The organism is Gordonia sp. 135 (genome assembly GCF_009720185.1).
Classification (GTDB): Bacteria; Actinomycetota; Actinomycetes; order Mycobacteriales; family Mycobacteriaceae; genus Gordonia; species Gordonia alkanivorans.
Genome location: NZ_CP046257.1, coordinates 4,186,525 through 4,211,388 on the forward strand (window position 1 = coordinate 4,186,525; position 24,864 = coordinate 4,211,388).

Sequence of the window (24,864 nt, forward strand, 5' to 3'; positions counted from 1 at the left end):
ATGCCGACCGACAAGACAAGCACCCTCGACGACGTCGTCGCTGAACTCCGCGACGGCATGACCATCGGCATCGGCGGCTGGGGTTCGCGCCGCAAGCCGATGGCACTGGTCCGCGCGATCGCCCGCTCGGACGTCAAGGACCTCACGGTCGTGACCTACGGTGGCCCCGACCTCGGATTACTCTGCGCCGCAGGCAAGGTGCGTCGCGCCTACTACGGATTCGTCTCCCTCGACTCCGCCCCCTTCTACGACCCGTGGTTCGCCAAGGCACGCACCAACGGCGAGATCGAGGTGCGCGAGATGGACGAGGGCATGGTCAAGTGCGGCCTCGAGGCCGCGGCCGCCCGTCTACCGTTCCTCCCGATCCGCGCCGGACTCGGCTCCGACGTCCTGAAGTTCTGGGAAGGTGAACTCAAGACGGTCCAGTCGCCCTACCCTGATGCCGACGGCCGGACCCAGACGCTGATCGCGATGCCCGCGCTGAAGCTCGACGCCGCCTTCGTCCACCTCGATCTCGCCGACGCCCACGGCAACGCCGCCTACACCGGCGTCGACCCGTACTTCGACGACCTCTACTGCGCGGCCGCCGAGCGCCGCTACCTGGAGACCGACCAGCTCGTGTCGACCGAGGTGCTCGTGAAAACCGTTCCGCATCAGCGACTCCTGCTGAACCGGATGAACGTCGACCGGGTGGTGCACACGCCCAACGGCGCCCACTTCACCTTCGCGGGTGCCGGGAGCGCAGCGAGCGGGCCCAATGTCACAGCTGACTACGGGCGGGATGAGAAGTTCCAGCAGTTCTACGTCGCCAGCGCCAAGGAACCCGACACCTGGGAGGCATTCTCCCGCAGGTTCCTCCAGGTCGACGAGGAGACCTACCAGCGCGAGGTCAGCGCATGGCAGGACGAGCAGAAGGAGGACGGACAGTGAGCACCGTCGAGAGCCAGGCCCCCGCAGAAGTGGGTCGTGCCGAGTACTGCGTCATCTCGTGTGCCGACATCTTCTCCGGTGCAGGCGAGATCATGGCGTCGCCGATGGCGCCGGTGCCCCTGCTGGGAGCCCGCCTGGCGCGCCTCACCACCGAACCAGACCTGCTGATCACCGACGGCGAGGCGCTGATCTTCGCCGACACCCCGGGCATCGGCAAGTCGGGCCCCATCGAGGGCTGGATGCCGTTCCGCAAGGTATTCGACGTCGTGGCGTCGGGCCGTCGCCACGTGGTCATGGGCGCCAACCAGATCGACCGGTACGGCAATCAGAACCTCTCCGCGTTCGGCCCGCTGCAGAAGCCGACACGCCAGATGTTCGGTGTGCGCGGCGCGCCCGGCAACACGATCAACCACCCGACGAGCTACTGGGTGCCCCGCCACTCCGCCCGGGTCTTCGGAGACTCGGTGGACATCGTCTCCGGCGTCGGCTTCGACAAGGTCGACCCGGCCAACCCGGCGTTCGACGATCTCGACATCCACCGCGTCGTCACCAATCTGGGCGTCTTCGACTTCGGCGGGGCGGATCACACGATGCGCGCGCTGTCGCTGCATCCGGGGGTCACCGCCGACGAGGTCGCAGAGAACACCGGCTTCGAGATCGAGGGTCTGGCCGACGCGCCGGAGACGCGGCAGCCCACCGCCGAGGAACTGAGCCTGATCCGAGACGTGCTCGATCCCAGGGGCGTTCGCAACAAGGAAGTCCGATGAGTCCGGCCAGGGCTGCGGGCCTGTCCACCTCGTTCACCGAACTCGTCGGGATCGAGTACCCGATCGTGCAGACCGGTATGGGCTGGGTGTCCGGGCCGTCGCTGACCTCGGCGACGTCGAACGCCGGCGGTCTCGGCATCCTGGCGTCGGCGACGATGACCTACGGCGAGCTCGAGGCGGCCATCGCCAAGACAAAGTCGTTGACCAGCAAGCCTTTCGGTGTGAACATGCGTGCCGACGCCACCGACGCACCGGAACGGATCGATCTCCTGATCCGTGAAGGCGTCAAGGTCGCGTCGTTCGCGCTCGCCCCGAAGCCCGAGTTGATCGCGAAACTCAAGGACCACGGCATCGTCGTGATCCCGTCGATCGGCGCGGCCAAGCACGCGGTGAAGGTCGCGTCGTGGGGCGCGGACGCCGTCATCGTGCAGGGCGGCGAGGGCGGCGGCCACACCGGCCCGGTCGCGACCACCCTGCTGCTGCCGTCGGTGCTCGATGCCCTGGCAGCCAAGAACATCGACATGCCGGTCGTCGCGGCCGGCGGCTTCTTCGACGGTCGCGGACTGGCCGCGGCGCTCGCCTACGGCGCCCAGGGCGTCGCGATGGGTACCCGCTTCCTGCTGACGTCGGACAGCGCGGTCCCCGACTCGGTCAAGCACGAGTATCTGCAGCGCGGGCTCAACGACACCGTCGTCTCGGTGAAGGTCGACGGTATGCCCCACCGCGTGCTGCGTACCCCGCTCGTCGAGGCACTCGAGAGCGGCAGCCCGGTGAAGGCGCTGTTCGCCGCCGCGCGAAATGCCAACGAGTTCAAGCAGATGACCGGCATGCGCTGGACCACCATGCTCAGAGACGGTCGCACGATGAAGAAGTCGGGCGAACGCACGTGGCAGCAGGTCATCATGGCCGGGAACACCCCGATGCTGCTGAAGGCCGGTCTCGTCGAGGGCGACACCCGCGCGGGTGTCCTCGCCTCGGGTCAGGTCGTCGGCATGATCGAGGACCTGCCCAGCTGCGACGAGCTGATCCAGTCGATCATGCACCAGGCCCACGAGCGGTTGAAGACGCTCGGGTCGCTGGGTTGAGCAGAATCGCTACTTCGGGCCACCCCTCTGCTGCCTGAGGTGCGAGCGGAGCGAGCCACGAAGGGCCGCCGACGTCATGTCAGCAGGCCTTCGTGGCTCGTCGCTTTCGCTCCTCGCACCTCAGGCAGCGAGGGTCGGGCTACTTCGCCGCCGTGAGCGTCCAGCCGGCGGCTGCGGTGCGCTGGTTCCAGAACTCCATGTAACGGCCACCGCGGCTGAGCAATTCGTCGTGGGTGCCGATGTCGTCGACGCCGCCCGCGTCGTCGAGGACGACGATCTGGTCGGCGGCGGTCACGGTCGACAGCTTGTGCGCGATGACGAGCACGGTGCTGCGGTCGGCGAGGCGGCGGATGGATTCCGCGACGTGCGCCTCGTTCTCCGGGTCGAGGGCGGATGTCGCCTCGTCGAAGAGCACGATCGGGGCGTCCTTGAGCAGCGCGCGTGCGATCGAGACACGTTGGCGCTCACCACCGGACAGGGCCGACCCGCCTTCGCCGACCACGGTCTGCCAGCCATCGGGCAGACGCTCGACGATGGACGTGACGCCGGCGGTCTCGGCAGCCGCGCGGATCTCGTCGTCGGTGGCGTCGGGGCGACCGAGTTTGATGTTCTCCCAGAGGGTGTCGTCGAAGAGGTAGACGTCCTGGAAGACCTGCGACAGCTGGCCCATCAGTGCGCCGGTCTCCTGGTCGCGGACATCGGTGCCCCCGACCTTCACCGAACCGCCGTCGACGTCGTAGAACCGGGCGATCAGCCGGAAGATGGTCGATTTGCCCGAACCGGACGGTCCGACGAGTGCGGTCATCGTGCCCGGCTGCGCCCGCACGGACACGTCCCGCAGCACCGGAGTGCCGTTCTCGTAACCGAAAGCGACGTGGGACAGTTCGACCGCGCCCGGCTCGGTGATCGGCTTCGGCTGATCCGGGACGGGCATGCGGTCGGTGTCGAGGACACCGGTGATGCGGTTGATCTCGTCGGTCGACATGCGCAGCGTCGAACCGAGCTCGGCGAGTTCGCCGATCGGGCCGAAGAAGCGGGCCGCGAGTCCGAACACCGCGACGAGCAGGGCAGGCTCGATGTGGCCGGCCACCGCGAGCCAGGCACCGAGGGCGAGGACCGCGCTGAACACGACCTGGACCGACAGGCCGTTGAGCAGGATGCCGAGGATCGATCGCCAGAGCATCGACTTGCCCACGCGCGCTTGCTGACCGAGCGCCTCGGCCAGCGGTGCGTGAGCGGAGTCGGCGGCGCCGAAGGCACGCAACACCGCCTGGCAACGCGCGTACTCCAGCACCCGGTTGTTGACCTTCACGGCCTCGGCCCGCTTGCGGCGCTCGGCCTTCGCCAGGAACCGGCTGGACAGTTTGCCGATGTACATGAGAACCAGCGTTCCAGCGACCATCAGCAGGCCGATGCGCCAGTCGAACAGGCAGATCCCGATCACCACGACCACCGAGCTGACCGTGTTCACGACGACCGGCGTGATGTAGTGCGCACCGGTACTGCCGACGAACATCGTTCCCTTGACGGCGATCTGCGAGACGTCGCCGATGCGTTCGCGGGTGAACCAGCCGAGAGGCAGCGTCACCATGTGATCGCCGAGCCGGTGATGCAGCATACGCATCGCGTACAGGGCCATCGTCATGCCCTTGAGGGACTGGACGTAGGCGCTGACCGTGCAGATCAACACCAGAACGGCCAACGGCCACAACCACTTCGCGGCGGCCGAGAGGTCACCGTCGAGAAGGTTCTCGGTGATCGGGACGAGCGTGAGCATCGCCAGGCCCTGCGCGACGCCGTAGAGGACGACCCAGCTCAGAAAGACGACCATCCGGGCGCGCTCGGAACCCAGGATCGTGTAGAAACCGCGGATCATCGCGCCACCTCGTCACTTCCGACCGCGCCGAGCGCGATCTTCTCGTCCTGCCGGGTGGTGCCGGCCTCGTAACTGGCCCACATCGACGCGTACAGACCGCCGTTGGCGACCAGTTCGTCCTGACGTCCCTGTTCGACGACGCGCCCGCGATCGAGCACGACGATGTTGTCCGCGTGGGTGATCGAACCGAGCCGGTGTGCGATCACGAGGACCGTCCGGCCGACCATCAGCGCACCGATGGCCTGCTGGATCTGGGCCTCCGACTCCGGGTCGGCGAAGGCGGTCGCCTCGTCGAGAACCAGGATCGGGGTGTCGGCGAGCAGGGCGCGGGCGATCGAGACGCGCTGCGCCTCACCGCCGGAGAAGTGTGCGCCGTCGCCGACGACGGTGTCGTAGCCGTCGGACAGTTCCAGGATGCGTTCGTGGATCCGGGCCGCGCGGGCGGCGTCGTGGACCTGCTCCTCGGTGGCCTCGGGCCGGCCGAGTCGGATGTTGTCCCGCACCGACATCGTCAGCAGCTGCACGTCCTGCAGCACGAAGCCGACGTGGCGGTAGAGCTCGGTGGGGGCGATGTCGCGGACGTCGACGCCGCCGATGCGCACCGAGCCGGAGTCGGGATCGCCGAAGCGCGGGAGCAGTGTCGCCAGCGTCGACTTACCGCTGCCCGACGGCCCGACGAGCGCGGTCACGGTACCCTCGGCGAGTTCGACGCTGACGCCGTCTAGCGCCTTCACCCCGGACGGCATGCCGAGACGCGGCGGATAGGTGAAGTGCACGTTCTCGATGCGCACGTCGTGGCCGGCGGGAACCTGCGGGTTCTCCGGGACGGCGAGCTCGGGTTCGGCGAGCAGGTCGGCGATGCGCAGTGCCGCAGCCGATGCCTGCTGGCGGGTGTGAACCGCAGTGGAGACGGTGAGCAGCGCGGTCGGCAGGATCATCGCGATCAGCGTCGAACCGACCAGCTCGATCGGCGTGACCCAACCCTTGTCGACGAGCCAGTAGCCGACACCGAGGTTGACCAGCAGGATCAGCGGAGCGGAGATCAGGACCGTGGTGATGGCCTGCACGCGCAGCATCGGACCCATGTACCCGGCGAAGTCGTCGTTGAACTCGTCGGCGGCATCGATGAAGCGGCGGTGGGCCTTTCCGGTCTGCCCGAACGTCTTGACCACCGCGACACCGGCGATGAACTCGACGATGGTGGCGCTGATACGGGCGACTCCGGTGTCCATCTTCTCCATCTCGGCGGTGAGATCTCGCGCCATGTACGAGTAGGTCAGGGCGTACAGCGGCACGGTGGCGATGGCCAGCAGACCGAGGCGCCAGTCGAGGATGAAGCAGTAGATCAGCGCGAAGATCGGCGACAGGACCGCCGCGGTCGCCTCGACCTGTGCGTGGGCGACCAGATAGTGCAGGTCCGCGACGTCGTTCTGCACCGACTTGCGCACCGCGCCCGAACTGGTGCGGCTGAACCAGCCGAGCGGCAGCCGGCCGAGCTTGTCGGCGATGCGGATTCGGAGTTGCGCCTGGAGGTCGAGGTCGGCGAAGTGGGTGATCGCCAGCGCGAGGAACGCGAACAGGGCGCGCGCCGCGAGCCCGCCGACGACGAGCCACACCACCAGCCACACCCGCCCGGTGTCGGTGGGTCCCGGGGCCAACAGGGTGCGACCGAGTTCGACGATGCCGATGAACGGCACGACGGTCGCAGCGGAGGCAAGGATCTGGACGAACTGGGCGAGAACGGTGCGCGTCTTCACCGGCGCCAGGACATCGGCGAGAGCCGCCGACTTGGCCTTGGCCTCCGCCCGGGCCTTGACCCGCGCGGCCTTCGGATCATCGGGCGCGTGCTCGGGTTCCGGAGTCGGCGTGGGTGCGGCCACTTGTGTTCCGCCAATTGTCATATCCGCACCTTAGCGACACCCGAGAGACGTAGGGAAAGGTACCCTAACTTCCTGGGATCAGCGGGGCAGGATGCCGTCCAGGACGATCGACAGGTATTGGTCGGCGATCGACTCGACGGTCATCGGACCTCCCGGGCGGTACCAGCGCACGGCCACCCACACGGTGTCGCGCATGAAGCGGTAGACCAGTTCGACATCGAGATCCGGACGGAACTCACCGTCGTCGACACCACGCTGCAAGACCGCGTGCCACAACTGCCGGAACTCGACGTTCAGCTCGCCGATGTAGCCGAAGCGCTCCTGCCCCGACAGCCGCTTGGCCTCGTCCTGGTAGATCGCGACCGCGTTGCGTTCCGCGTCGATGGACTCGAACGACGCCACGACGAGTCCGCGGAGCGTCTCGCTTGCCGAGAGTCCCGCTCCGGCGATCTCGCGGTAGCGGGCGAACAGGTCGTCGAGGAATCGGCGCAGGATCTCGTCGACCATCGACTCCTTCGAGTCGAAGTGGTGATAGAGGCTTCCCGACAGGATTCCCGCGGCGTCGGCGATGTCGCGAACCGTCGTCGAACGCAGGCCGTTCTCGGCGAACATCCGCCCGGCGGTGGCGAGCAACTCGTCGCGGCGCGACGAACGGACGGCGGTGTCGGCGCCGGCTTTGTCATTGGTCTTCGTCTGGCCACGTGGGGACACGCATCCTCCTGGAGAGTCTGCCCATCACCCTAGCAAGCGCTTGGCCGGGAACGTCGTACGACGAACCTGGCCAAGCGGAGCTGCTATGCGCAGGTCATGCGCGGCAGTGTCACGCGCCTAGGTGTACTGCCCAGGGACGTTGGTCAAGCGGCTGAAGGGAACGTTCCGGCCGATGGCGGAGTGTTGCCGGTGGTGATTGTAGGTGTGCAACCATCCTGGCAACGCTGCGCGTCGGGCTTGTTCGGACCGGTAGTGCCGGGCGAAAGCCCATTCGGCGGCCATGGTCCGGTGGAACCGTTCGATCTTGCCGTTGGTTTGCGGCCGGTAGGGGCGTGTGTACTTCGCCGTGACTCCGAGCTCGGTGCAGGTGCGCTTCCACAACGCTGAGCGGTAGCAGCCACCGTTGTCGGACAAGACTCGTTCGACAGTGACGCCGCGGGCCGCGAACCAGCCCACGGCTCGCTGAAGGACTCCGGCTGCGGTGACAGCGGTTTCGTCGTCATGGATCTCGGCATAGGCGACGCGAGAGTGATCGTCGATGACGGTGTGCACGAAGGCATGTCCGAGTAGTTCGTTGTGGTGCTTGCTCCGGCGGGTTCCCGGCGTGGCCTGCCGATTCTTGCGTCCTTTGGCGCGTCCGACGAACCGCCAGCCGCCACCGACGGGGATGTTGCCGAGTTTCTTGACGTCGACGTGGATCATCGAGCCCGGATGAGGGTGCTCGTAGCGGCGGATCACTTCCCCAGTGCGGATGTCGATGTGGGAGAGCCGGTTGAGCCGGCATCGGACCAGCACCGCGTGCACGGTCGAGGCCGGCATCGACAGTCGGGAGCCGATCGCCTGGGGTGAGAGGCGCTGACGCCACCGCAGGGCCACGATCTTGCGTTTGATCGGCTCGGGGGTGCGGTTCGGACTGCGATGAGGACGACTCGAGCGGTCGTACATGCCCTCTGGGCCCATCTCGACATAGCGAGTGGCCCAGCGTTTGGCGGTCGGCCACGAAACGTTGAAGTGTTCGGCTGCCCTGACGATGGGCCAGCCGTCATCGACGATGCGACGGGCCAGCAGTAGTCGGCCCTTGGGGGTCAAAGGTGCGTTAGCGTGAACCACGAAGGTCTCCCGGTTGTGGAGTGTGTGTCGTAGCAGCTCCACTTCACGACGGGAGACCTTCGCTGTTCAACGACCCACTACCGCGTGTCGTCGCAATCCCTCAACCAACCTGCCTGGGCAGTACACCTAGGCGCTTGCGCACCTTCTTGATCGCGCGGGAGTTGAAGAACTTGAACAGCTTGAGCTGCTGATCGGTCATCTTCGAGTCCTTTGCCAGGAACGGCGGGGACATCATCTCGGCGACGGTGAGCGGCAGCGTCGAGAACGCGACCGCGCGGGCGTGGCTGAAGGTCTCGAAACCGGTCTTGCCGTGGTAGCCGCCCATACCGGAACGTCCGACGCCACCGAACGGCAGGTCGCCGCTGAACAGGTGGATGGCGAAGTCGTTGCCGTTGATCGAACCGCTACGGGTGTTGTCGGCCAGCTTCTCGAAGCGGTCGTTGCGATCGCCGCACCAGTACATGGTCAGCGGATGCGGGTGCGACGCGATGTGACTAATGACCTCGGACAGCTCGCGGTACGGGTACACGGTCAGCACCGGACCGAAGACCTCGTCCTCCTCGATCTTCATGCCGGCCTTGACGCCGGTGAGCAGCGTCGGCGGGATCTTGCGACGCTCGGCGTTCGGCAGCGGCTCCCCACCGGGGATGACCTGACGCTTCTCGGCGCCCAGCTCGACGGCGTCGTCGATCAGGCCGACGATGCGGTCGAAGTTCTTCTGGTTGATCGTCGCCGTGTACTGGTCGTTGTCGTAGATCGTCGGGAAGTGCTCGGTCCAGCGGGCGATGACCTTGTCGGTGAACTCGCCGAGCTTGGCCTCCGGGACGAAGACGTAGTCGGGGCACAGGCACACCTGGCCGCCGTTGACCAGGCGGGCGTCGGCGAGCATGTTCGCGGCCTTGTCGATGTCTGCGTCGAGGTCGACGACGGCCGGGTTCTTGCCGCCCAGCTCCAGGGTTACCGGGATCAGGTTCTTGGCGGCTTCCTGGGCCACCGAGGCACCGACCTCGGGTGAACCGGTGAAGAACATGTGGTCGACCTTCAGCTTCGCGAAGTCCGAGCCCGAACCGTGCTTCGAGGTGGCGATGGCCAGTTCCTCGATCGAGAAGTAGTCGGGCGCGTACTTGGCGAGCACCTCGGTGGTCTTGGCGGTGATCGACGACGGGCGCATGACCACGCGGTTACCCGCGGCGAAGGCCGATCCGGCGGGGACGATCGTCAGCTGCAGCGGGAAGTTCCAGGGGCCCATGATGCCGACGACGCCGAGCGGGTCGTGGCGGACGCTCTGCTTGTAGCCCAGCAGGCCCTGGACCTTGGCGTACTTGGTCTCGCCCATCCACTCCTTGACGCCACGACGCTGGTGCGTGAGGTCGATCATGCAGCCGGCGACGTCGGCGGCCAGCGACAGCTCGCGCGGACGTGAACCGTAGTCCTCGGTGAGCGCGGCGGCGATCTCGTCCGAGTGGTCGAGCAGCAGCGCGGCCAGACGGGTGATGCGGTCGATGCGGGTGTCGGCGTCGGGAATGCCGTCACGGAGGAACGCGGCTCGCTGGATCTCGACCAACTCGGTCAGTGTGTGCTCTTCGGACGAGACGCCGCGCTTCGCGATCGGCGCCCCGGTGCTGGTGTGCTCAGCAGGCTTGGTCATCGAGATCCCCTCAGGTAGTTCTTGCTGCAGGTCGGACTTGCGGCGATGTGGACTTTGAAACAAAAACGTCCGCTTGTCCCACACCATAGTATGCGCCAGATCACAAGTACATGTGGGCACGTCGGTTGCCAGAAGGGTACGACCGGTACGGCGAAAGGTCGAGACCTCGCCCGAGGGGATGTCCGGGGAGGTCCCGACCTTTCGGTTGGAACGTGTCAGTTCGCGCTGGGAGTCAGCTGAGCCGTTCGATGATGGTGACGTTGGCGGTCCCGCCGCCCTCACACCCGCGGCTGACCGCCTGTCTCAGCTGAGCCGTTCGATGATGGTGACGTTGGCGGTCCCGCCGCCCTCACACATCGTCTGGAGGCCGTAGCGGCCGCCGGTGCGTTCGAGTTCGTTGAGCATGGTGGCGAACAGTTTGGCACCGGTGGCACCGAGCGGGTGACCGAGAGCGATGGCACCGCCGTTGGGGTTGACCTTGGCCGGGTCGGCGCCGGTCTCCTTGAGCCAGGCGAGCACGACCGGCGCGAAGGCCTCGTTGATCTCGACGACGTCGATGTCGTCGATGGACAGGCCGGCTTTGCCGAGGGCGTACTTGGTGGCGGGGATCGGCGCGGACAGCATCATCACCGGGTCGTCACCACGGACGGACATGTGGTGGATGCGGGCGCGCGGGGTGAGGTTGTGTTCTTTGAGAGCGCGTTCGGAGACCACGAGGGTGGCCGACGAGCCGTCGCAGATCTGCGAGGCGACGGCCGCGGTGAGGCGGGAGCCCTCGGCGAGGGGCTGCAGTCCGGCCATCTTCTCCAACGAGGTCTCACGAGGGCATTCGTCGACGACGCAGTCGCCGAGTGCGACGTTCTCGTTGTCGAAGCGGCCGGCGGCGATGGCCGCGCGGGCACGCTCGTGGGACTGCAGGGCCCAGTGCTCCATGTCCTCGCGGCTGATGTCCCATTTCTCGGCCATCATGCCTGCGCCGACGAACTGGGAGACCTCGGCGTCGCCGAAGCGCTCGCGCCAGCGCGCCGATTCTGCGGTGGGCGTGGTGAATCCGAATTCCTGGCCGGCGATCATGGCCTGGGAGATCGGGATCGCGCTCATGTTCTGCACGCCGCCGGCGACGACGACGTCCTGGGTGCCGCTCATGACGCCCTGTGCGGCGAAGTGGATGGCCTGCTGGCTCGATCCGCACTGTCGATCGACGGTGGTGCCGGGGATGTCGAGCGGCAGGCCTGCGGCCAGCCACGCGGTGCGGGCGATGTTGCCGGCCTGGGGGCCGATGGCGTCGACGCAGCCGAACACGACGTCGTCGACGACGTTGGGGTCGATCCCGGTCCGCTCGACGAGTGCGGAGATGATGTGTGCGCCGAGGTCGGCGGGGTGGACCTTGGCGAGCGAACCGTTGCGTTTGCCGACGGGGGTGCGGATGGCGTCGACGATGTAGGCCTGCGGTGTGGTCATGGGCGGTACTCCTTGGGGTGGGCGGCGCTGGAGGGCAACCGGTTCAGGCTCGCTGGCTGGAGATCGAGATGACCTCGCCGGTGAGGTAGGTGGTGTAGTCGCTGGCGAGCATGGCGACGGTCGCGGCGACCTCCCACACCTCGGCGGCACGACCGTAGGCCTCCTTCGAGGCCAGTTCGTCGAGCAGGTCGTCGCTGGTGACCTTCGCGAGGAAGGGGTGTTTGGCGATCGACGGCGCGATCGCGTTGATCCGCACCCCCATGTCGGCGGCTTCGAGGGCCGAGCACCGGGTCAGGGCCATGACGCCGGCCTTCGCCGCCGCGTAGTGCGCCTGTCCGCGCTGGGCGCGCCAGCCGAGGACCGAGGCGTTGTTGACGATGACGCCGTTGTGTTCGACCGACCCGAAGTAGCGGAGTGCGGCTCGGGTGGCGCGGAAGGTGCCGGTGAGGGTGATGTCGAGAACTCGGTCCCACTCCTCGTCGGTCATCTCGGCGACCGGCGTCTCCCCGCCCAGTCCGGCATTGTTGACCAGGACGTCGATGCGGCCGAGTTCGGTTGCGGCGTCGGCGATCAGGGCGTCGACCTCGGCGGTGACCTGGACGTTGCAGGTGCGCTGGGCGATCGTGCGTTCGGGGAATTCGGCCGCGAGCTTCTCGGCGGCCTCACCGAGGCGGCGTTCGTGCCAGTCGCTGATGAGGACGTCGGCGCCTTCGAGGAGCGCACGACGCGCGGAGGCGAATCCGATGCCGGTGCCTGCGGCGGCGGTGACCACGACCTTCTTGCCCAGCAACAGGTTGTGGCCGGGGATCTCGGCTGGCGGGGTGGCGAGCGGTGAGATCAATGGGGTACCTGCATCCGTTGCGGTCATTCAGCGTGCCTCTCGGGGAAGGCCGAGCACCCGCTCGGCGATGATGTTGCGCTGCACCTCGTTCGAGCCGCCGTAGATGGTGTCGGCGCGCGTGAACAGGTAGAGCCGTTGCCATTCGTCGAGTTCGACGTGTTCGGGGTCGGCGATGTCGTTGGGCTGCCCCTCCGCGGTGGCGTCGGGTCCGATCAGCGCCGGCGCACCGACGACGTCCATCGCCAGTTCGCCGAGGTCGCGATGCCAGTTGGCCCACAACAGCTTCGACACCGACGCCGCACCTGCTTGCGAGGTGACGTCACCGTCGAGCGTCCGCTGGGCATGTGCCCGCATGACTTTCAGTCCGATGTCGGCGCGGGCCAGACGTGAGGCGAGTTCGGGATCGGCGACCGCGCCACTGGCCCGGGCCACCTCGGTCAGGTTCTCCAGCTCGCGGGCGAAACCGACCTGCTGGCCCAGCGTCGACACGCCGCGTTCGAACTGGAGCAGACCCATGGCGACCTTCCAGCCGTCGCCCGGTTCGCCCACGATCAGATCGGCGTCGGTCGTCGCGTCGTCGAAGAAGACCTCGTTGAATTCCGATGTGCCGGTGAGCTGTTGGATGGGGCGCACGGTGACGCCGGGCTGCTCGAGCGGGACCAGGAGGAAGCTGAGGCCGGCGTGCCGCGCCGATCCCTTCTCGGTACGCGCGATCACGAACACCCACTGCGCCACGTGAGCGAGCGAGGTCCAGATCTTCTGCCCGTTGATGATCCACTTGCCGTCGTCCAGGCGAGCGGAGGTCGAGACGCCCGCGAGGTCGGAGCCTGCGCCGGGTTCGGAGTAGCCCTGCGACCACAGTTCGGTGACGTCGACGATGCCCGGCAGGAACCGCTCCTTCTGCTCGTCGGTGCCGTACTCGATGAGCGTCGGGCCGAGGAGTTCCTCGCCCAGGTGGTTCACGCGGGCGGGCGCGTTCGCGCGGGCGTACTCGCGGTGGAAGATGATGCGCTGCTCGAGCGTCGCACCGCGGCCGCCGTATTCGGTGGGCCAGCCGATGCAGGTCCAGCCCGCGCTCGCGAGGTGCCGGTCCCATGCGAGCCGCTCGGCGAAGAACTCGTGCTCGCTGCCCGGTCCGCCGCGCCCCTTCAGGTGGGCGAAGTCGCCCGTGAGGTTCTCGTCGAGCCAGGACCGCACCGCGGCGGCGAACTCGTCGGCGGCGTTCGGTGTCGACTTGGCCCATTCACCCAGGTCGACACCACGATCCGCAAGGTTGATCGAGGTCATGGCGCTAGCATAACCCACCAAGCAAGTGCTAGGTTGGGCCGCATGGCGCAGACCTCCCGGGCAGGGACTCTCTCCGTGACGACGACGCCGGCCGCGTTGCAGCGCGCAGCGCGCAGCTGGCCTGACGGTATCGCCATCGTCGACGGCCAGTGGCTCCCTTCGACAGATCCGCAGCTCGAACTCACGTGGGCGCAGTTCCACGACGCGGTGCGCACCTTCGCCGCGGCGCTGGTCGCCTCGGGTATCGAGGCGGGCGACCGGGTGGCCATCTGGTCGCCGAACAGCTTCCACTGGCCGATCGCGGCCCTCGGCGTCCACTACGCCGGCGCGACGCTGGTCCCCCTCAACACCCGCTACACCGCGGGCGAGGCCGTCGAGATCGTCGAGCGCTCCGCCGCGCGCGGGCTCGTCGTGTCCGGTGAGTTCCTGGGTGCCGACCACGCGGCCGAACTCCTGCGCGACCATCGCGGCAAGCTGCCGGATCTGGTGATCCGGGTGCCTCTGTCGGGCGGGTCGTCGACCCCCGACGGCGCGGTGGACTGGGACGACTTCCTCGGACGCCAGACCGACGAGGCGCTGACCGAGGCGGATCGTCGAGCCGCCGCCGTCTCCCCCGACGACATCTCCGACATCCTGTTCACCTCCGGCACCACCGGGAAGTCCAAGGGAGTGTTGGCGACCCACCGCCAGACGCTCAACGGGTCGCACGGGTGGGGCTCCAACGCAGGCCTGCACCCCGGCGACCGGTACCTGATGGTCAACCCGTATTTCCACACCTTCGGCTACAAGGCGGGCATCCTGCCGTGCGTGCTCTTCGGCGTCACCATCCTGCCGCTCGCGGTGTACTCGCCGACCGAGGCGATGAAGCTCGTCTCCGACGAACGCGCGACGGTCTTCCCCGGCGCGCCGACGATCTTCCAGACCATCCTCGACGACCCGAAGCGCTCCGATCACGACCTGTCCAGCCTGCGCATCGTGATCACCGGGGCGTCGATCGTGCCGGTCGTCCTCGTACAACGACTGCAGAACGACCTCGGCGTCGACACCGTCATCACCGCCTACGGCCTGACCGAGGCCAGCGGGTTCGTCTCCACGTGTACCCCCGACGACGACGATGAGACCGTCGCCAACACCTGCGGCCGAGCCTTCCCCGGCATGGAGATCAAACTCTCCGACGTCGGGGAGGTCCTCGCACGCGGCGAGAACGTGATGGTCGGGTACCTCGACGACCCGCAGGCGACCGCCGAGACCATCGACGCCGACGGCTGGCTGCACACCGGCGACATCGGCACCCTCGACGAGCACGGCAACCTCACGATCACCGACCGGCTCAAGGACATGTACATCTGCGGCGGCTTCAACGTGTACCCCGCCGAGATCGAGCAGACTCTCGCACGCCTCGACGGTGTCACCGAATCGGCCGTCGTCGGCGTCCCCGACGACCGGCTCGGCGAGGTGGGACGGGCCTACCTCACCGTCCACGACGGCGCCGACCTCGACGAGGCGAAGGTCATCGCCTTCGCCAAGCAGCATCTCGCGAACTTCAAGGTGCCCCGGTCGGTGGTGTTCGTCGACCAGTTCCCGCGCAACGCGTCGGGCAAGATCCTCAAGCGGAATCTCACCTAGCCGTTCTATAGCTCGAACTCGCGCTCACCGCGGGTTCGAGCTATGACTTGCGGGGAGGGAACCGGACGCCGGTCTGCCGCGTCGAAGTTGCGTGCCCGACTTCGACAAGTTCCGCGAGCTGGTCGCCGCTCACGACGGCGTGTTCACGTCCGCCGACGTCACTGCCTGCGCCATCAGCTCCGACACCGCGTTCCGGCGGGTGAAATCGGGCGAGTGGGTTCGGGTCTGGCGCGGCGTCTATCACGTCGGAGACCGCAGCCTCGACGACCGCATGCGCGCCCGCATCGCGGTGTTGTCGACGTCGCCACGAGCGGCGTTGTGTTCCGAATCCGCCTACTGGTGGCACGGCTTCACCACGAAGGCGCCCAAGCAGATCCATGTCGTCACGCCGCAGGGACGCCACGGACGCGCCATCGACGGCGTTCGCATCTGGCATCGGACGGTCGCACCGCAAGACCTCACCGAGGTCGACGGACTCCAGATCACGACGAAAGCACTGACCGTGCTCGACGCGGCCGTCGACGGCGGTTCCCGCCTGCTGGATTCGGCCCTGCTGCGCGAGCACACGAAGGTGGCCGACGTCGTCGACGCCCAGATCCGCAACAGCGGTCGACGCGGGTCGCGGAGGTCTCGCGAGATGGTCGCCGCGATCACGGACGGCTCCCGCTCCGAGGCCGAGAGGAAGGCGCTCGCCTTGCTCCGGTCCGCGGAGATCACCGGCTGGACTGCCAACGCGAAGGTGTGCGGCTATGTGGTCGACATCGCTTTCATCGACCAGAAGGTCGCCGTCGAGATCGACGGCTTCGCCTTCCACAGCGACGCGGCGTCGTTCCAGCACGACCGCACGCGGCAGAACGTCCTCATCGCCAACGGATGGACCGTGCTGCGGTTCACCTGGCAGGACATCACCGGCCAGCCGGCGTCGGTGCTGGCCAACGTGCGCAGATCGATAGCTCGAAGCCGCGGTGAGCGCGGTTTCGAGCTATAAAACGGCTAGGTGCGGGGCTTCACCAGCGGGAACAGGATGGTCTCGCGGATGCCGAGGCCGGTGAGGGCCATCAACAGGCGGTCGATGCCCATGCCGGTGCCGGTGGTCGGGGGCATTCCGTATTCCATCGCGGCGAGGAACTCCTCGTCGAGGACCATCGCCTCGTCGTCGCCGGCGGCGGCCAGGCGGGCCTGGTCGACGAAGCGCTCGCGCTGGATGACGGGGTCGACGAGCTCGGAGTAGCCGGTGGCCAGCTCGAAGCCGCGGACGTAGAGGTCCCACTTCTCGACCACACCCTTGACCGACCGGTGGGAGCGCACCAGCGGCGAGGTCTCGACCGGGAAGTCGCGGATGAACACCGGCTCGCTCAGCTTCTCGCCGACCATGTGCTCCCACAGCTCCTCGACGAGCTTGCCGTGGCCGTACCCCTTGTCCTTGGGAACCTCCAGGCCGACGCGCTTGGCGATCGCCAGCAGCTGCTCGACGGTGGTCTCCCCCGGATTGCCGGCGGGCACGATCTCCTCGCCGAGCGCCTCCGACAGCGACGGGTACATCTCGAGGGAGGTCCACTCGCCGGAGAGGTCGTAGGTCGAACCGTCGGGCATGGTCGGGGTCTGGGTGCCCAGCGCAGCCTGCGAAACCTCTTGCACGAGTTCGCGGATCATTCTCGCGGAGTCGTCGTAGGTGCCGTAGGCCTGATAGGTCTCGAGCATCGCGAACTCGGGCGAGTGCGTGGAGTCGGCGCCCTCGTTGCGGAAGTTGCGGTTGATCTCGAAGACCCGCTCGATGCCGCCGACGACGCACCGCTTGAGGAACAGCTCCGGCGCTATACGCAGGAACAGATCCATGTCGAAGGCGTTGGAGTGCGTCACGAACGGACGCGCCGCGGCACCGCCGTGCAGTGTCTGCAGCATCGGGGTCTCGACCTCGAGGAAGCCCCGACGATCCAGTGCCGCACGGAGTTCGGCGACCACCGACACGCGCGTGCGGGCGATACTGCGGGCCTCCGGACGCATGATGAGGTCGACGTAGCGCTGCCGCACCCGGGTCTCCTCGTTCATGTCCTTGTGGGCAACGGGCAACGGACGCAAAGACTTCGACGCCATCTGCCAGCCGTCGGCCATCACCGACAGCTCACCGGTACGGGAGCTGATCACCTCACCGGAGATGAAGACGATGTCGCCGAGGTCGACGTCGGACTTCCAGCGGCCCAGCGCATCCTCGCCGACGCCGTTGAAGCTGATCATCGCCTGGAGCTGCGTGCCGTCGCCCTCCTGCAGGGTTGCGAAGCACAGCTTGCCCTTGTTCCGCAGAAAGATGACGCGCCCGGAGACACCGACGTGCTGACCGGTCTCGGTGCCGGCCTCGAGATCGGGGTAGGCGGCGCGGATCTCGCCGAGAGAGTGGGTGCGCGGAATCGAGACCGGATACGCCTCGCGACCCTCGGACAGGATGCGCTCGCGCTTCTCGCGTCGGATTCGCAGCTGTTCGGGAGTCTGGTCGTCGGCGTCCGTGGTCGTCTCGGCCGCGGTGGAGGCGGTGCTGGTCGGGCTGTCACTCACCCCACGCACACTATCGGGGCCGGTCACCGACTCCCAACTCGCCGCACCTGCTGTGACAGCGGTGACAGGGACGGACGGGGCGGTTCAGCTCTCGTGCGCGGAGATCATGGCGAGCTCGTCCGGATGGATGCGGCCGTTGACCTTGGCCTGGCGCATCCGACGATGCCCGCCGACGACGAACACCGCACCGTGGACGCCCCGCGCCTGCAGGTGCCACGCCAGCCACTCGGCCTCGTGGCCGTCCTCGCTGACGAGAATCCAGCGGGAGTCGGCGCGGGCCGCGGTCAGCGACTCGGAGGTGCCGGGGGTGAGCCGGTCGAGTACCTCGACGGCGTCGATGGCGAGCGCGCCGAACAGTGCGCCGTCGATCTGGCGTCGGCGATGGGAGCGGACGTCCACCGGCGTGGCGCCTTCTGCGACAGCATTCGCATAGTCGCTGACCTGCAGGGACAGCGGTGCGGCAGGTGCCGGGGCGACGGTCGGCGCGGTCGCGGCGAAGATGGTGCGGGAAACGACAGAGGTGGCAACCGAAGCGGTCATGAGAGGGAGTCCTCAGGTGATCGAAAACGAGCGGGGAGCGCGAAGTAGGGCAGCCGCAGATGCGGTACTAGCCCTGACAACACTCCTGACAGCTCTTGATCACGGCGACGAGTATGCCACAGCTCCACGCCCGGGACCAGACTCCGGTGACGATCACCGCACGGGCGGTTGCCAATCCTGAATACGCCGCAACTGTCTGTTGAGCGCCGCGTCGGGAGCGGCCCGCATCGCCAGATCGCGCAGCCGGACCGCGGGTGCCGACCGCCACTGCCCGACCTTCCCGATGGCCGACGCCTGGCGCGCGATGCGTTGGGTACGACGCCGACGCGGACGGTCGTAGGTACGCAGAGCGTCGTCGACATCCATCCCTGCGCTGCCCAGCAGCGCGGTGAGGGTCGCCGCGTCCTCCATCGCCTGGTTCGCCCCCTGCCCGAGGTTCGGGGTCATCGCATGAGCGGCGTCGCCGACGAGCACGCATCGGCCCCGCACGAAGGTGGGGAGGGGGCGCGCCAGTTCCTCGATGGGCAGCACCCCGACGTCCGCCGGATCGGTCACCTCGAGGATCTCCCCGATCGGCGCGTGCCATCCCGAGAAACGTTCTCGCACTTCGCCGATGCCGCCCGTTTCGACACCCTCGTCATAGTTGACCGCGGCGAACCAGTAGACGTGCCCGTCCGGTAGCGGCGCGATACCGAACCGTTGCCCGTGCCCCATCGTCTCGCCCGCCGCGTCGAGGTCGACCGGCCGCGCGGTGATGGCCCGCCAGGCGACGTAGCCGCTGTAGGCCGCGCCCGGGTCGTGGGTGACGGCGGGACGCACCCGACTCCGCAGACCGTCCGCTCCGACGATCACGTCGCAGCCATCGATCGTGGTGTCGTCGTCGAGCTGGACGGTCCCGCCGCGCACCTCGCGCACGCCGGTTCCGGTCCGGATCTCCACGCCCGATCCGACCCGGCCGAGGAGTGCCTCGTGGAGGTCGGTCCGCCGCACCACCCGGAGTTGCTCGATGGCCGACGGGTCGAAGCGGGTGAGCCATCGCCCATCAGGACGGCGGGTTCCGTTCAGGGTGGGCGAAACCCCTCGGGCGCCGGAAACCACAGATCGGAGACCGAGCGATTCGAGCGCTCGGAGCCCGTTGCCGAACAGGCTGAGCGCCGACCCTCCCCCACGAACCTCGGACGCACGCTCGAGCACGATGACCTCCGCGCCCGACGACGACAGCCCGGCCGCGGTACACAGACCGGCGATGCCCGCGCCGACCACGGCGACCTTCACGACGTTCTCCTCCGCATGGAGAAGAGGCTAGATCGCCGAACGCCGACCACGATCCTGCTCGGGGCTACCGCACATGTTCGGCCGACCCCGACGACGTACTGCCGGGTTCGATCAGTTCGTCGCCGAGCGCCCTCAGATGGCCGGCCAACTCGTCCACGCCCGGTTGCTCGACCGGGAAGTGACCGCAGCCGGTGAGCAGGTGGATGTCGGTTCGCGCTGCGATCCGTTGTGCGAACCGGATGCTGATGTCCGGCGGCGTCCAGGTGTCGGCCGCCGGATGGACCAGCACCACCCGCGGCCCCCGATAGTCCTCCGGCACGGGAACCTCGTGGGTGATCAGGTCCGCCAGGAACCCCAGAGAGACAACCGAGCCCGCCCCACGCGGATCGTCGATGCAGGCCTGCGACACCGCGGGGTCGTTACTGATCCGCGCCATCGGCGCGACCCACCTGATCGGGAACCGCAGCCGAGCCGGCACCCCGATCCGCGCCGTGGCCGACATCAGCGGGATGAAGCGCGCCAGGGCAGGCGTGCGGGCGACTGCTCGTCGCGCCGCCGGATCGCCGGCGAGGTCGAGGAGGCAGGTGGCCACGACCGCGGCGACCCGCGCACCCCGTGCCGCGACGTCGTAGCCGAGCATGCCGCCGAGACTCGCACCGAACACGACGATCGGCCGGGGATCGCGCTCGGTCTCCGCGGCGATCAGATCACCGACCAGATCGATCCAGTCCCGGTACCGCACGCGACCGAGATCGGCGACGCGCGTCCGTCCGTACTGCGGGAGGTCTGGTGCCAGCACGTCGTACCCCTCCCCCGCGAGCACGGCACCCAGTGGCCAGACCAGCGCGCTGTGCCCACCACCGCCGTGAAGCAGGAGCACCCGTAGCGGCGCCGCCGGCCGCGACGCCCGGATGTGGACGTCCACCGGGCCCGACGCGCGCGTCTCACTCGCCGGCCACCGCCACCACGACGACGTGGCATCGATGCCCGCGGCGGCCGAACGCCAGGGTTCGGGTAGGAAGCGTAGGTACGATCCGTAAGTCACCCATCAATCGTCGAGCGCCCGCGAACCCGGCACAACTCGCATTCACCGGAGACCTCGGACATGCGCAAAAGACCACGACAGCAACGATCTTCGTTCACCGTCGAGGCGATCCTGGAGGCGACGACTCAGCTTCTGGACACCGAGGGCGCTGCGCTGACGACCAATCGGATCGCCGAGACCGCCGGCGTCTCGGTCGGTTCGATCTATCAGTACTTCGGTGACAAACAGGCGATCTTCGACGAGCTCGCCGCCCGTCATCTCGCGGAGGCAGAAGCGCGGATGGTCGCGGTCCTCGACGCCCACCCGGTCCAATCGGCAGCCTGGCCGACCGTGCTGCGCGAGGTGGTCGCGGCTGCGGTGGCGGAGAACTCGAGTCATGGCCGGGCGCACGGTCGCCTTCGCGAACTGGCGAGCCCCGCCGTTGTCGGAGACCTCTACACCGCCTTCGCGCAACGCCTCATCACCCGACTGACCGAATATCTCGTGGCCGACGGCTGGACGCCCGACGACGCGCAGGCCGACCTACGCCTCACGTTCCCCGCGCTCGACGCGCAGATCCATCAGCTGGCCGGCACCGGTCTCGACGAGGACGAGCTCACCGACCGGATCGCGGCGTATACCGGAGGGGCGCTGCGGAGCCGACGGTGAGGCGAGTCCTACTTGCCCCGCCGCGGACTGGCCTTGGACCGTTCGTGCACCAGTCGCAGCCCTTCGAGGGTGAGGTGCGGGTGGTGGTCGGTGAGGGACCGGCATTCGTCGTACATGAGCGGGGCGAGGTATCCGGTGGCGACCACGGTGACGTCGTCGCCGTCGAAGCCCGGCACGGTGTCGCAGACGCGGTCGACGAGGGCGTCGACCTGGCCGGCGAAGCCGTACAGGATGCCCGACTGCAGGGCCTCGACCGTGTTCTTGCCGAGCACGCTGCGCGGCGGCATCAACTCGACCTTGCGCACGGTCACGGTGTGCTCCGACAGCGCCTCGACCGCCAGGTTCACGCCCGGCGCGATGGCGCCGCCGAGGAACTCGCCCTTCGCCGACACGGCGTCGACGACGGTCGCGGTGCCGAAGGCCACCACGATGCAGGGTCCGCCGTATTCGTGATGTGCGGCAAGGCAATTGGAGACGCGGTCGGTGCCCACCTCTTTCGGGTTGTCCACGAGCAGCGGCACCCCGGTACGCACGCCGGGCTCGAGCAGGACGTGCGGGCCGTCGCCGAAGTAGCGGGGCAGCATGACCCGCAACTCCCGCAGCAACGACGGCACCGTCGACAGGGCACTGACGCCGGTGACCTGCTCGATGTCCGAGCCGAGCATGCCGCGGAAGACCCAGGCGAGTTCGTCGGCGGTGTAGTGCGGGTCGGTGTGGATGCGCCAATCACGCACCAGCCGTGCGTGATCCCCGGTCCCGGCATACGCGCCGAGGTGGATGTTGGTGTTGCCGACGTCGACGGTGAGCAGCATCGATGGGCTCCGTGTCGTTCGCCGGCGTCAGACCGTCGCGTCGGCGAAGACCGGGCCGTCGAGCTGCCGCGGGTCGAGGAGACCCGAGCCCTCGGGTGCGTGTGCCGGGTCGTCGCCGGATTCGAGGATGCGGTTGTGGTCGTCGACGAAGACGACGTTCGGCGCATACTCCTCGAGCTCGGCCTCGTTCAGCATGCCGTAGGCGATGATGATGACGAGGTCGCCGGGGTGCACGAGATGTGCGGCGGCGCCGTTGATCCCGATGACACCGCTGCCGCGTTCACCGGCGATCGCGTAGGTGACGAGACGGGCACCGTTGTCGATGTCGACGATCGTGACCTGTTCACCCTCGAGCAGTCCCGCGGCGTCGAGCAGATCCTGGTCGATCGTCACCGAGCCGACGTAGTGCAGATCCGCCTGGGTCACGGTGGCGCGGTGGATCTTCGAGGTCATCATGGTGCGCAGCATGGTCATCGTCCCTCTGTCGTGGTGGTGGCGGCGTTGTTCCAGGCGATTTCTTCTTCGAGTGCGGCGAGACCGCCGACGTTCACGCCGACGTTGTCGATGAGACGCGCCGTTCCGAGGCGCGCGGCGACGAGCAACCGGGCGGCCCCCTTCTCCGGCGCCTCCTCCAACTGACGGCCGCGAAGAGCAAGGTATTCGACGTCGATCTCGGGCACGGTGTCGAGCACGGCCCGCGCCGACGCGACGATCGCGTCCCGGCCGCCCTCGGCGGAATGGGCGCCGGCGACCAGCGCTGCCGACAGCGTCGTGGCCAGCTCGCGCTGCTCGGGGGTCAGGTAGCGGTTGCGCGACGACATCGCCAGCCCGTCGGATTCGCGGACGGTCGGGACGCCGACGATCTCGACGTCGAGATCGAGGTCGGTGACCATCTGCTTGATCAGGACGAGCTGCTGATAGTCCTTCTCGCCGAAGAAGGCGGCATTCGGTCCGACGATGTTGAGCAGCTTGAGGACCACCGTCAGCATCCCGGCGAAATGTGTCGGGCGCGAGATGCCGTCGAGGATTCCACCGGCCTCGCCGGGGTGCACCATCGTCCGCTGCCCGTTGGGGTACATCGACGCGGCGTTCGGCGCGAAGACGAGTTCGACGCCGAGGGGCTCGAGCAACGCGAGGTCGGCGTCGAGTGTGCGCGGGTACGCGTCGAGGTCCTCGTTGGCGCCGAACTGCAGCGGGTTGACGAAGATCGAGACGACGACCACCGTGTTGCCCTTGGCCTTCGCCGCCCGTACGAGTTGCAGGTGGCCGGCGTGCAGAGCGCCCATCGTCGGGACCAAGACCACTCGCTTGCCCGCGGCGCGCAGCGCCCGGGTCACCCGGGTCAGGGTCGCCGGTTCGCGGTGCACGGTCATCTGACCGGCCTTGTAGGTCGGCGTCTCATCGGGCGGGGCGCTCACGGCATCTCCTTTGATCGGCGGTGTCGGATGGGTGGTCTGGCTCATCGCTCCTCCAAGAGGTCGAGGAGTGCGGCCGGGGCGTCGGTCCGCTCGGCGGCCCGGCGGGCGAGGGTCCGATAGGCCTCGGCGATCCCGTGCTCGCCGGACCCGCCGGGCACGGCACGGAGCGCGGCGAGGTGCTTGCGGACGGCCTCGGCGTCGCCGCGCGCCACCGGACCGGTGAGCGCCGACGGGCCGAGATCGAGCACGTTGTTCAACGACGCGGTGACGAGTGGGGTGAGGATGCGTTCGGCGAGGCGCGTGCCACTGCCGTCGACGGTCGCGACGTCGCGTCCGGAGTGGTCGATCGCGGCGTTCAGCGCGGCCACTGCGTCGGAGATCAGTGCGATCAGGTGATTCGCGCCGTGGGCGAGTGCCGCGTGGTAGAGCGTGCGGTCGGCTTCGGCGATCCGTACCGGTTCCCCGCCCATCTCCAGGACGAGCGACGACGCGATGGCCTCGCCGACGGGGTCGGCGGCGGTGATCGCGAAGCAGGCGTTGGTCAGACGCGCGGTGTCCTCCGCGCTGCCGACGAAGGTCATCGCGGGATGCAGGGCCAGTCCGAGAGCGCCGCGTGCGGTCACCGGCGCGAGGATGTCGACGCCCTGGGCGCCGGCGGTGTGCGCGACGATCGTGCCGGGACGCAGCGCGCCCGACGCCGCGATCTCGTCGATCACCGCGCTCAGCCGGGCGTCCGGCACGCTCAGCAGCAGCAGCTCCGAACGGGCGACGACGGCGTCGAGGGCGAGGATCTCCGAATCGGGGAGACGCTGGGCGGCGCGGGCCCGGGACTGCGGCGACCGGGCGACGACCGCGCCGACGACGTGCCCGGCCTTCTCGAGAGCCTCGCCGAGCGCGGTCCCCACACGGCCGGCCGAGACGATGCCGACCGTGAGGCGGGCGGGTGCAGGCAGGTTCGAGGTACCGGGAAAAGGATCGGACCGGACCGGATACGGGCGGTCACCGAAAGCGTCCGCGGCAGTGCTGCCGTGGGCGTCGTCGCCACCGGCTTGCCGTGCGAACGGCACGCCGGGATCACCGGTCGGTGAGGTCACCGCTGTCCTCCATGGTTCGTTCCAGTCCCGCCTTCACCGGATTCCGCGTGGACGGAGTTCTCTCCACGGCGGCCTCGGCACGGGTACCAGACGTTGCAGAGCAAGGGTAGGACTCTCACCGCGGTCCGGGCCAACTGTGTGACAGGTGTCACCCGGGGCTCTCGTCCGCCGCCGACGGCGAGTCGACGGCCGTCGATGTCCATCGGCCGACAGACCCAGCTGTGACCTGGGCCGAACCGGCGTACGCTGAGGCCGTCCGA

The 24,864-nt window shown here is 68.2% G+C and carries 22 protein-coding genes; 6 read left to right on the forward strand and 16 right to left on the reverse strand.

The features are described from left to right. The 3 genes from GKZ92_RS18935 to GKZ92_RS18945 are packed head-to-tail and all read left to right on the forward strand — an operon-like array spanning position 1 to position 2,782. Positions 1-930 (forward strand): CoA transferase subunit A, encoded by a 930-nt coding sequence (locus GKZ92_RS18935; RefSeq protein WP_006360704.1) that lies wholly within the window; start codon positions 1-3, stop codon positions 928-930. After that, on the forward strand, positions 897-1,697 hold the full coding sequence (locus tag GKZ92_RS18940) for a CoA-transferase subunit beta (protein WP_373278722.1): 801 nt from the start codon (positions 897-899) through the stop codon (positions 1,695-1,697). Before GKZ92_RS18935 ends, GKZ92_RS18940 begins: the two co-directional genes overlap by 34 nt. Continuing rightward, positions 1,694-2,782 (forward strand): NAD(P)H-dependent flavin oxidoreductase, encoded by a 1,089-nt coding sequence (locus tag GKZ92_RS18945; protein ID WP_006360706.1) that lies wholly within the window; start codon positions 1,694-1,696, stop codon positions 2,780-2,782. Before GKZ92_RS18940 ends, GKZ92_RS18945 begins: the two co-directional genes overlap by 4 nt. 139 nt (positions 2,783-2,921) lie before the next feature. Here the strand turns inward: GKZ92_RS18945 and GKZ92_RS18950 are convergent, their stop codons facing one another. The 8 genes from GKZ92_RS18950 to GKZ92_RS18985 form a co-directional block, all read right to left on the reverse strand. Beyond that, positions 2,922-4,658, reverse strand: a complete 1,737-nt coding sequence (locus GKZ92_RS18950) for an ABC transporter ATP-binding protein (protein WP_006360707.1) — start codon at positions 4,656-4,658, stop codon at positions 2,922-2,924. Continuing rightward, positions 4,655-6,559, reverse strand: coding sequence for an ABC transporter ATP-binding protein (locus GKZ92_RS18955; RefSeq protein WP_006360708.1), 1,905 nt, complete (start codon positions 6,557-6,559; stop codon positions 4,655-4,657). Before GKZ92_RS18955 ends, GKZ92_RS18950 begins: the two co-directional genes overlap by 4 nt. 57 nt (positions 6,560-6,616) lie before the next feature. Next, positions 6,617-7,249: a TetR/AcrR family transcriptional regulator gene (locus GKZ92_RS18960; RefSeq protein ID WP_006360709.1), complete on the reverse strand. Its 633-nt coding sequence runs from the start codon at positions 7,247-7,249 to the stop codon at positions 6,617-6,619. Positions 7,250-7,366: 117 nt separating this feature from the next. Continuing rightward, positions 7,367-8,359 carry an IS481 family transposase gene (locus GKZ92_RS18965; RefSeq protein ID WP_035754953.1) on the reverse strand — a complete coding sequence of 331 codons (993 nt, stop codon included), beginning with the start codon at positions 8,357-8,359 and terminating at the stop codon, positions 7,367-7,369. A 100-nt stretch (positions 8,360-8,459) separates the two neighbouring features. After that, on the reverse strand, positions 8,460-10,007 hold the full coding sequence (locus GKZ92_RS18970; RefSeq protein ID WP_042378027.1) for an aldehyde dehydrogenase family protein: 1,548 nt from the start codon (positions 10,005-10,007) through the stop codon (positions 8,460-8,462). 303 nt (positions 10,008-10,310) lie between these two features. Further along, entirely contained in the window at positions 10,311-11,468 is a 1,158-nt protein-coding gene (locus tag GKZ92_RS18975) for an acetyl-CoA C-acetyltransferase (protein WP_006357009.1), read from the reverse strand. 43 nt (positions 11,469-11,511) lie between these two features. Beyond that, positions 11,512-12,336 (reverse strand): SDR family oxidoreductase, encoded by an 825-nt coding sequence (locus GKZ92_RS18980; RefSeq protein WP_006357010.1) that lies wholly within the window; start codon positions 12,334-12,336, stop codon positions 11,512-11,514. After that, positions 12,337-13,596: an acyl-CoA dehydrogenase family protein gene (locus GKZ92_RS18985; protein ID WP_006357011.1), complete on the reverse strand. Its 1,260-nt coding sequence runs from the start codon at positions 13,594-13,596 to the stop codon at positions 12,337-12,339. A 42-nt stretch (positions 13,597-13,638) separates the two neighbouring features. On the opposite strand from GKZ92_RS18985, the gene GKZ92_RS18990 reads away from it, so the two are divergent. Both GKZ92_RS18990 and GKZ92_RS18995 read left to right on the forward strand, forming a co-directional pair. Continuing rightward, positions 13,639-15,222, forward strand: a complete 1,584-nt coding sequence (locus tag GKZ92_RS18990; protein WP_155225522.1) for a FadD3 family acyl-CoA ligase — start codon at positions 13,639-13,641, stop codon at positions 15,220-15,222. A 91-nt stretch (positions 15,223-15,313) separates the two neighbouring features. Next, a complete protein-coding gene (locus GKZ92_RS18995; protein ID WP_006357013.1) occupies positions 15,314-16,210 on the forward strand; it encodes a DUF559 domain-containing protein in 897 nt (298 codons plus the stop codon). Positions 16,211-16,215: 5 nt separating this feature from the next. Here the strand turns inward: GKZ92_RS18995 and lysS are convergent, their stop codons facing one another. The 4 genes from lysS to GKZ92_RS19015 form a co-directional block, all read right to left on the reverse strand. Further along, positions 16,216-17,799 (reverse strand): lysine--tRNA ligase, encoded by a 1,584-nt coding sequence (lysS, locus tag GKZ92_RS19000; RefSeq protein ID WP_006357014.1) that lies wholly within the window; start codon positions 17,797-17,799, stop codon positions 16,216-16,218. Between the two features lie 57 nt (positions 17,800-17,856). Next, entirely contained in the window at positions 17,857-18,312 is a 456-nt protein-coding gene (locus GKZ92_RS19005) for a hypothetical protein (RefSeq protein WP_006357015.1), read from the reverse strand. 153 nt (positions 18,313-18,465) lie between these two features. Then, the gene (locus GKZ92_RS19010; RefSeq protein WP_035754604.1) at positions 18,466-19,587 is read right to left on the reverse strand and encodes an FAD-dependent monooxygenase; all 1,122 of its coding nucleotides are present in this window, start codon (positions 19,585-19,587) and stop codon (positions 18,466-18,468) included. 64 nt (positions 19,588-19,651) lie between these two features. Beyond that, complete coding sequence (locus tag GKZ92_RS19015; protein ID WP_035754602.1) at positions 19,652-20,632, reverse strand: alpha/beta hydrolase; 981 nt, start codon at positions 20,630-20,632, stop codon at positions 19,652-19,654. Positions 20,633-20,692: 60 nt separating this feature from the next. On the opposite strand from GKZ92_RS19015, the gene GKZ92_RS19020 reads away from it, so the two are divergent. Then, positions 20,693-21,280: a TetR/AcrR family transcriptional regulator gene (locus tag GKZ92_RS19020; protein ID WP_035754600.1), complete on the forward strand. Its 588-nt coding sequence runs from the start codon at positions 20,693-20,695 to the stop codon at positions 21,278-21,280. An 8-nt stretch (positions 21,281-21,288) separates the two neighbouring features. Here GKZ92_RS19020 and GKZ92_RS19025 read toward each other — a convergent pair whose 3' ends face one another. The 4 genes from GKZ92_RS19025 to GKZ92_RS19040 form a co-directional block, all read right to left on the reverse strand. Then, on the reverse strand, positions 21,289-22,092 hold the full coding sequence (locus GKZ92_RS19025; protein WP_006357019.1) for a type III pantothenate kinase: 804 nt from the start codon (positions 22,090-22,092) through the stop codon (positions 21,289-21,291). A gap of 27 nt (positions 22,093-22,119) precedes the next feature. Next, complete coding sequence (panD, locus tag GKZ92_RS19030) at positions 22,120-22,560, reverse strand: aspartate 1-decarboxylase (protein ID WP_035754598.1); 441 nt, start codon at positions 22,558-22,560, stop codon at positions 22,120-22,122. 2 nt (positions 22,561-22,562) lie between these two features. Further along, complete coding sequence (gene panC, locus GKZ92_RS19035) at positions 22,563-23,465, reverse strand: pantoate--beta-alanine ligase (RefSeq protein WP_372512898.1); 903 nt, start codon at positions 23,463-23,465, stop codon at positions 22,563-22,565. Positions 23,466-23,551: 86 nt separating this feature from the next. Further along, complete coding sequence (locus GKZ92_RS19040; RefSeq protein ID WP_006357022.1) at positions 23,552-24,604, reverse strand: Rossmann-like and DUF2520 domain-containing protein; 1,053 nt, start codon at positions 24,602-24,604, stop codon at positions 23,552-23,554. Positions 24,605-24,864 lie beyond the last annotated feature (260 nt).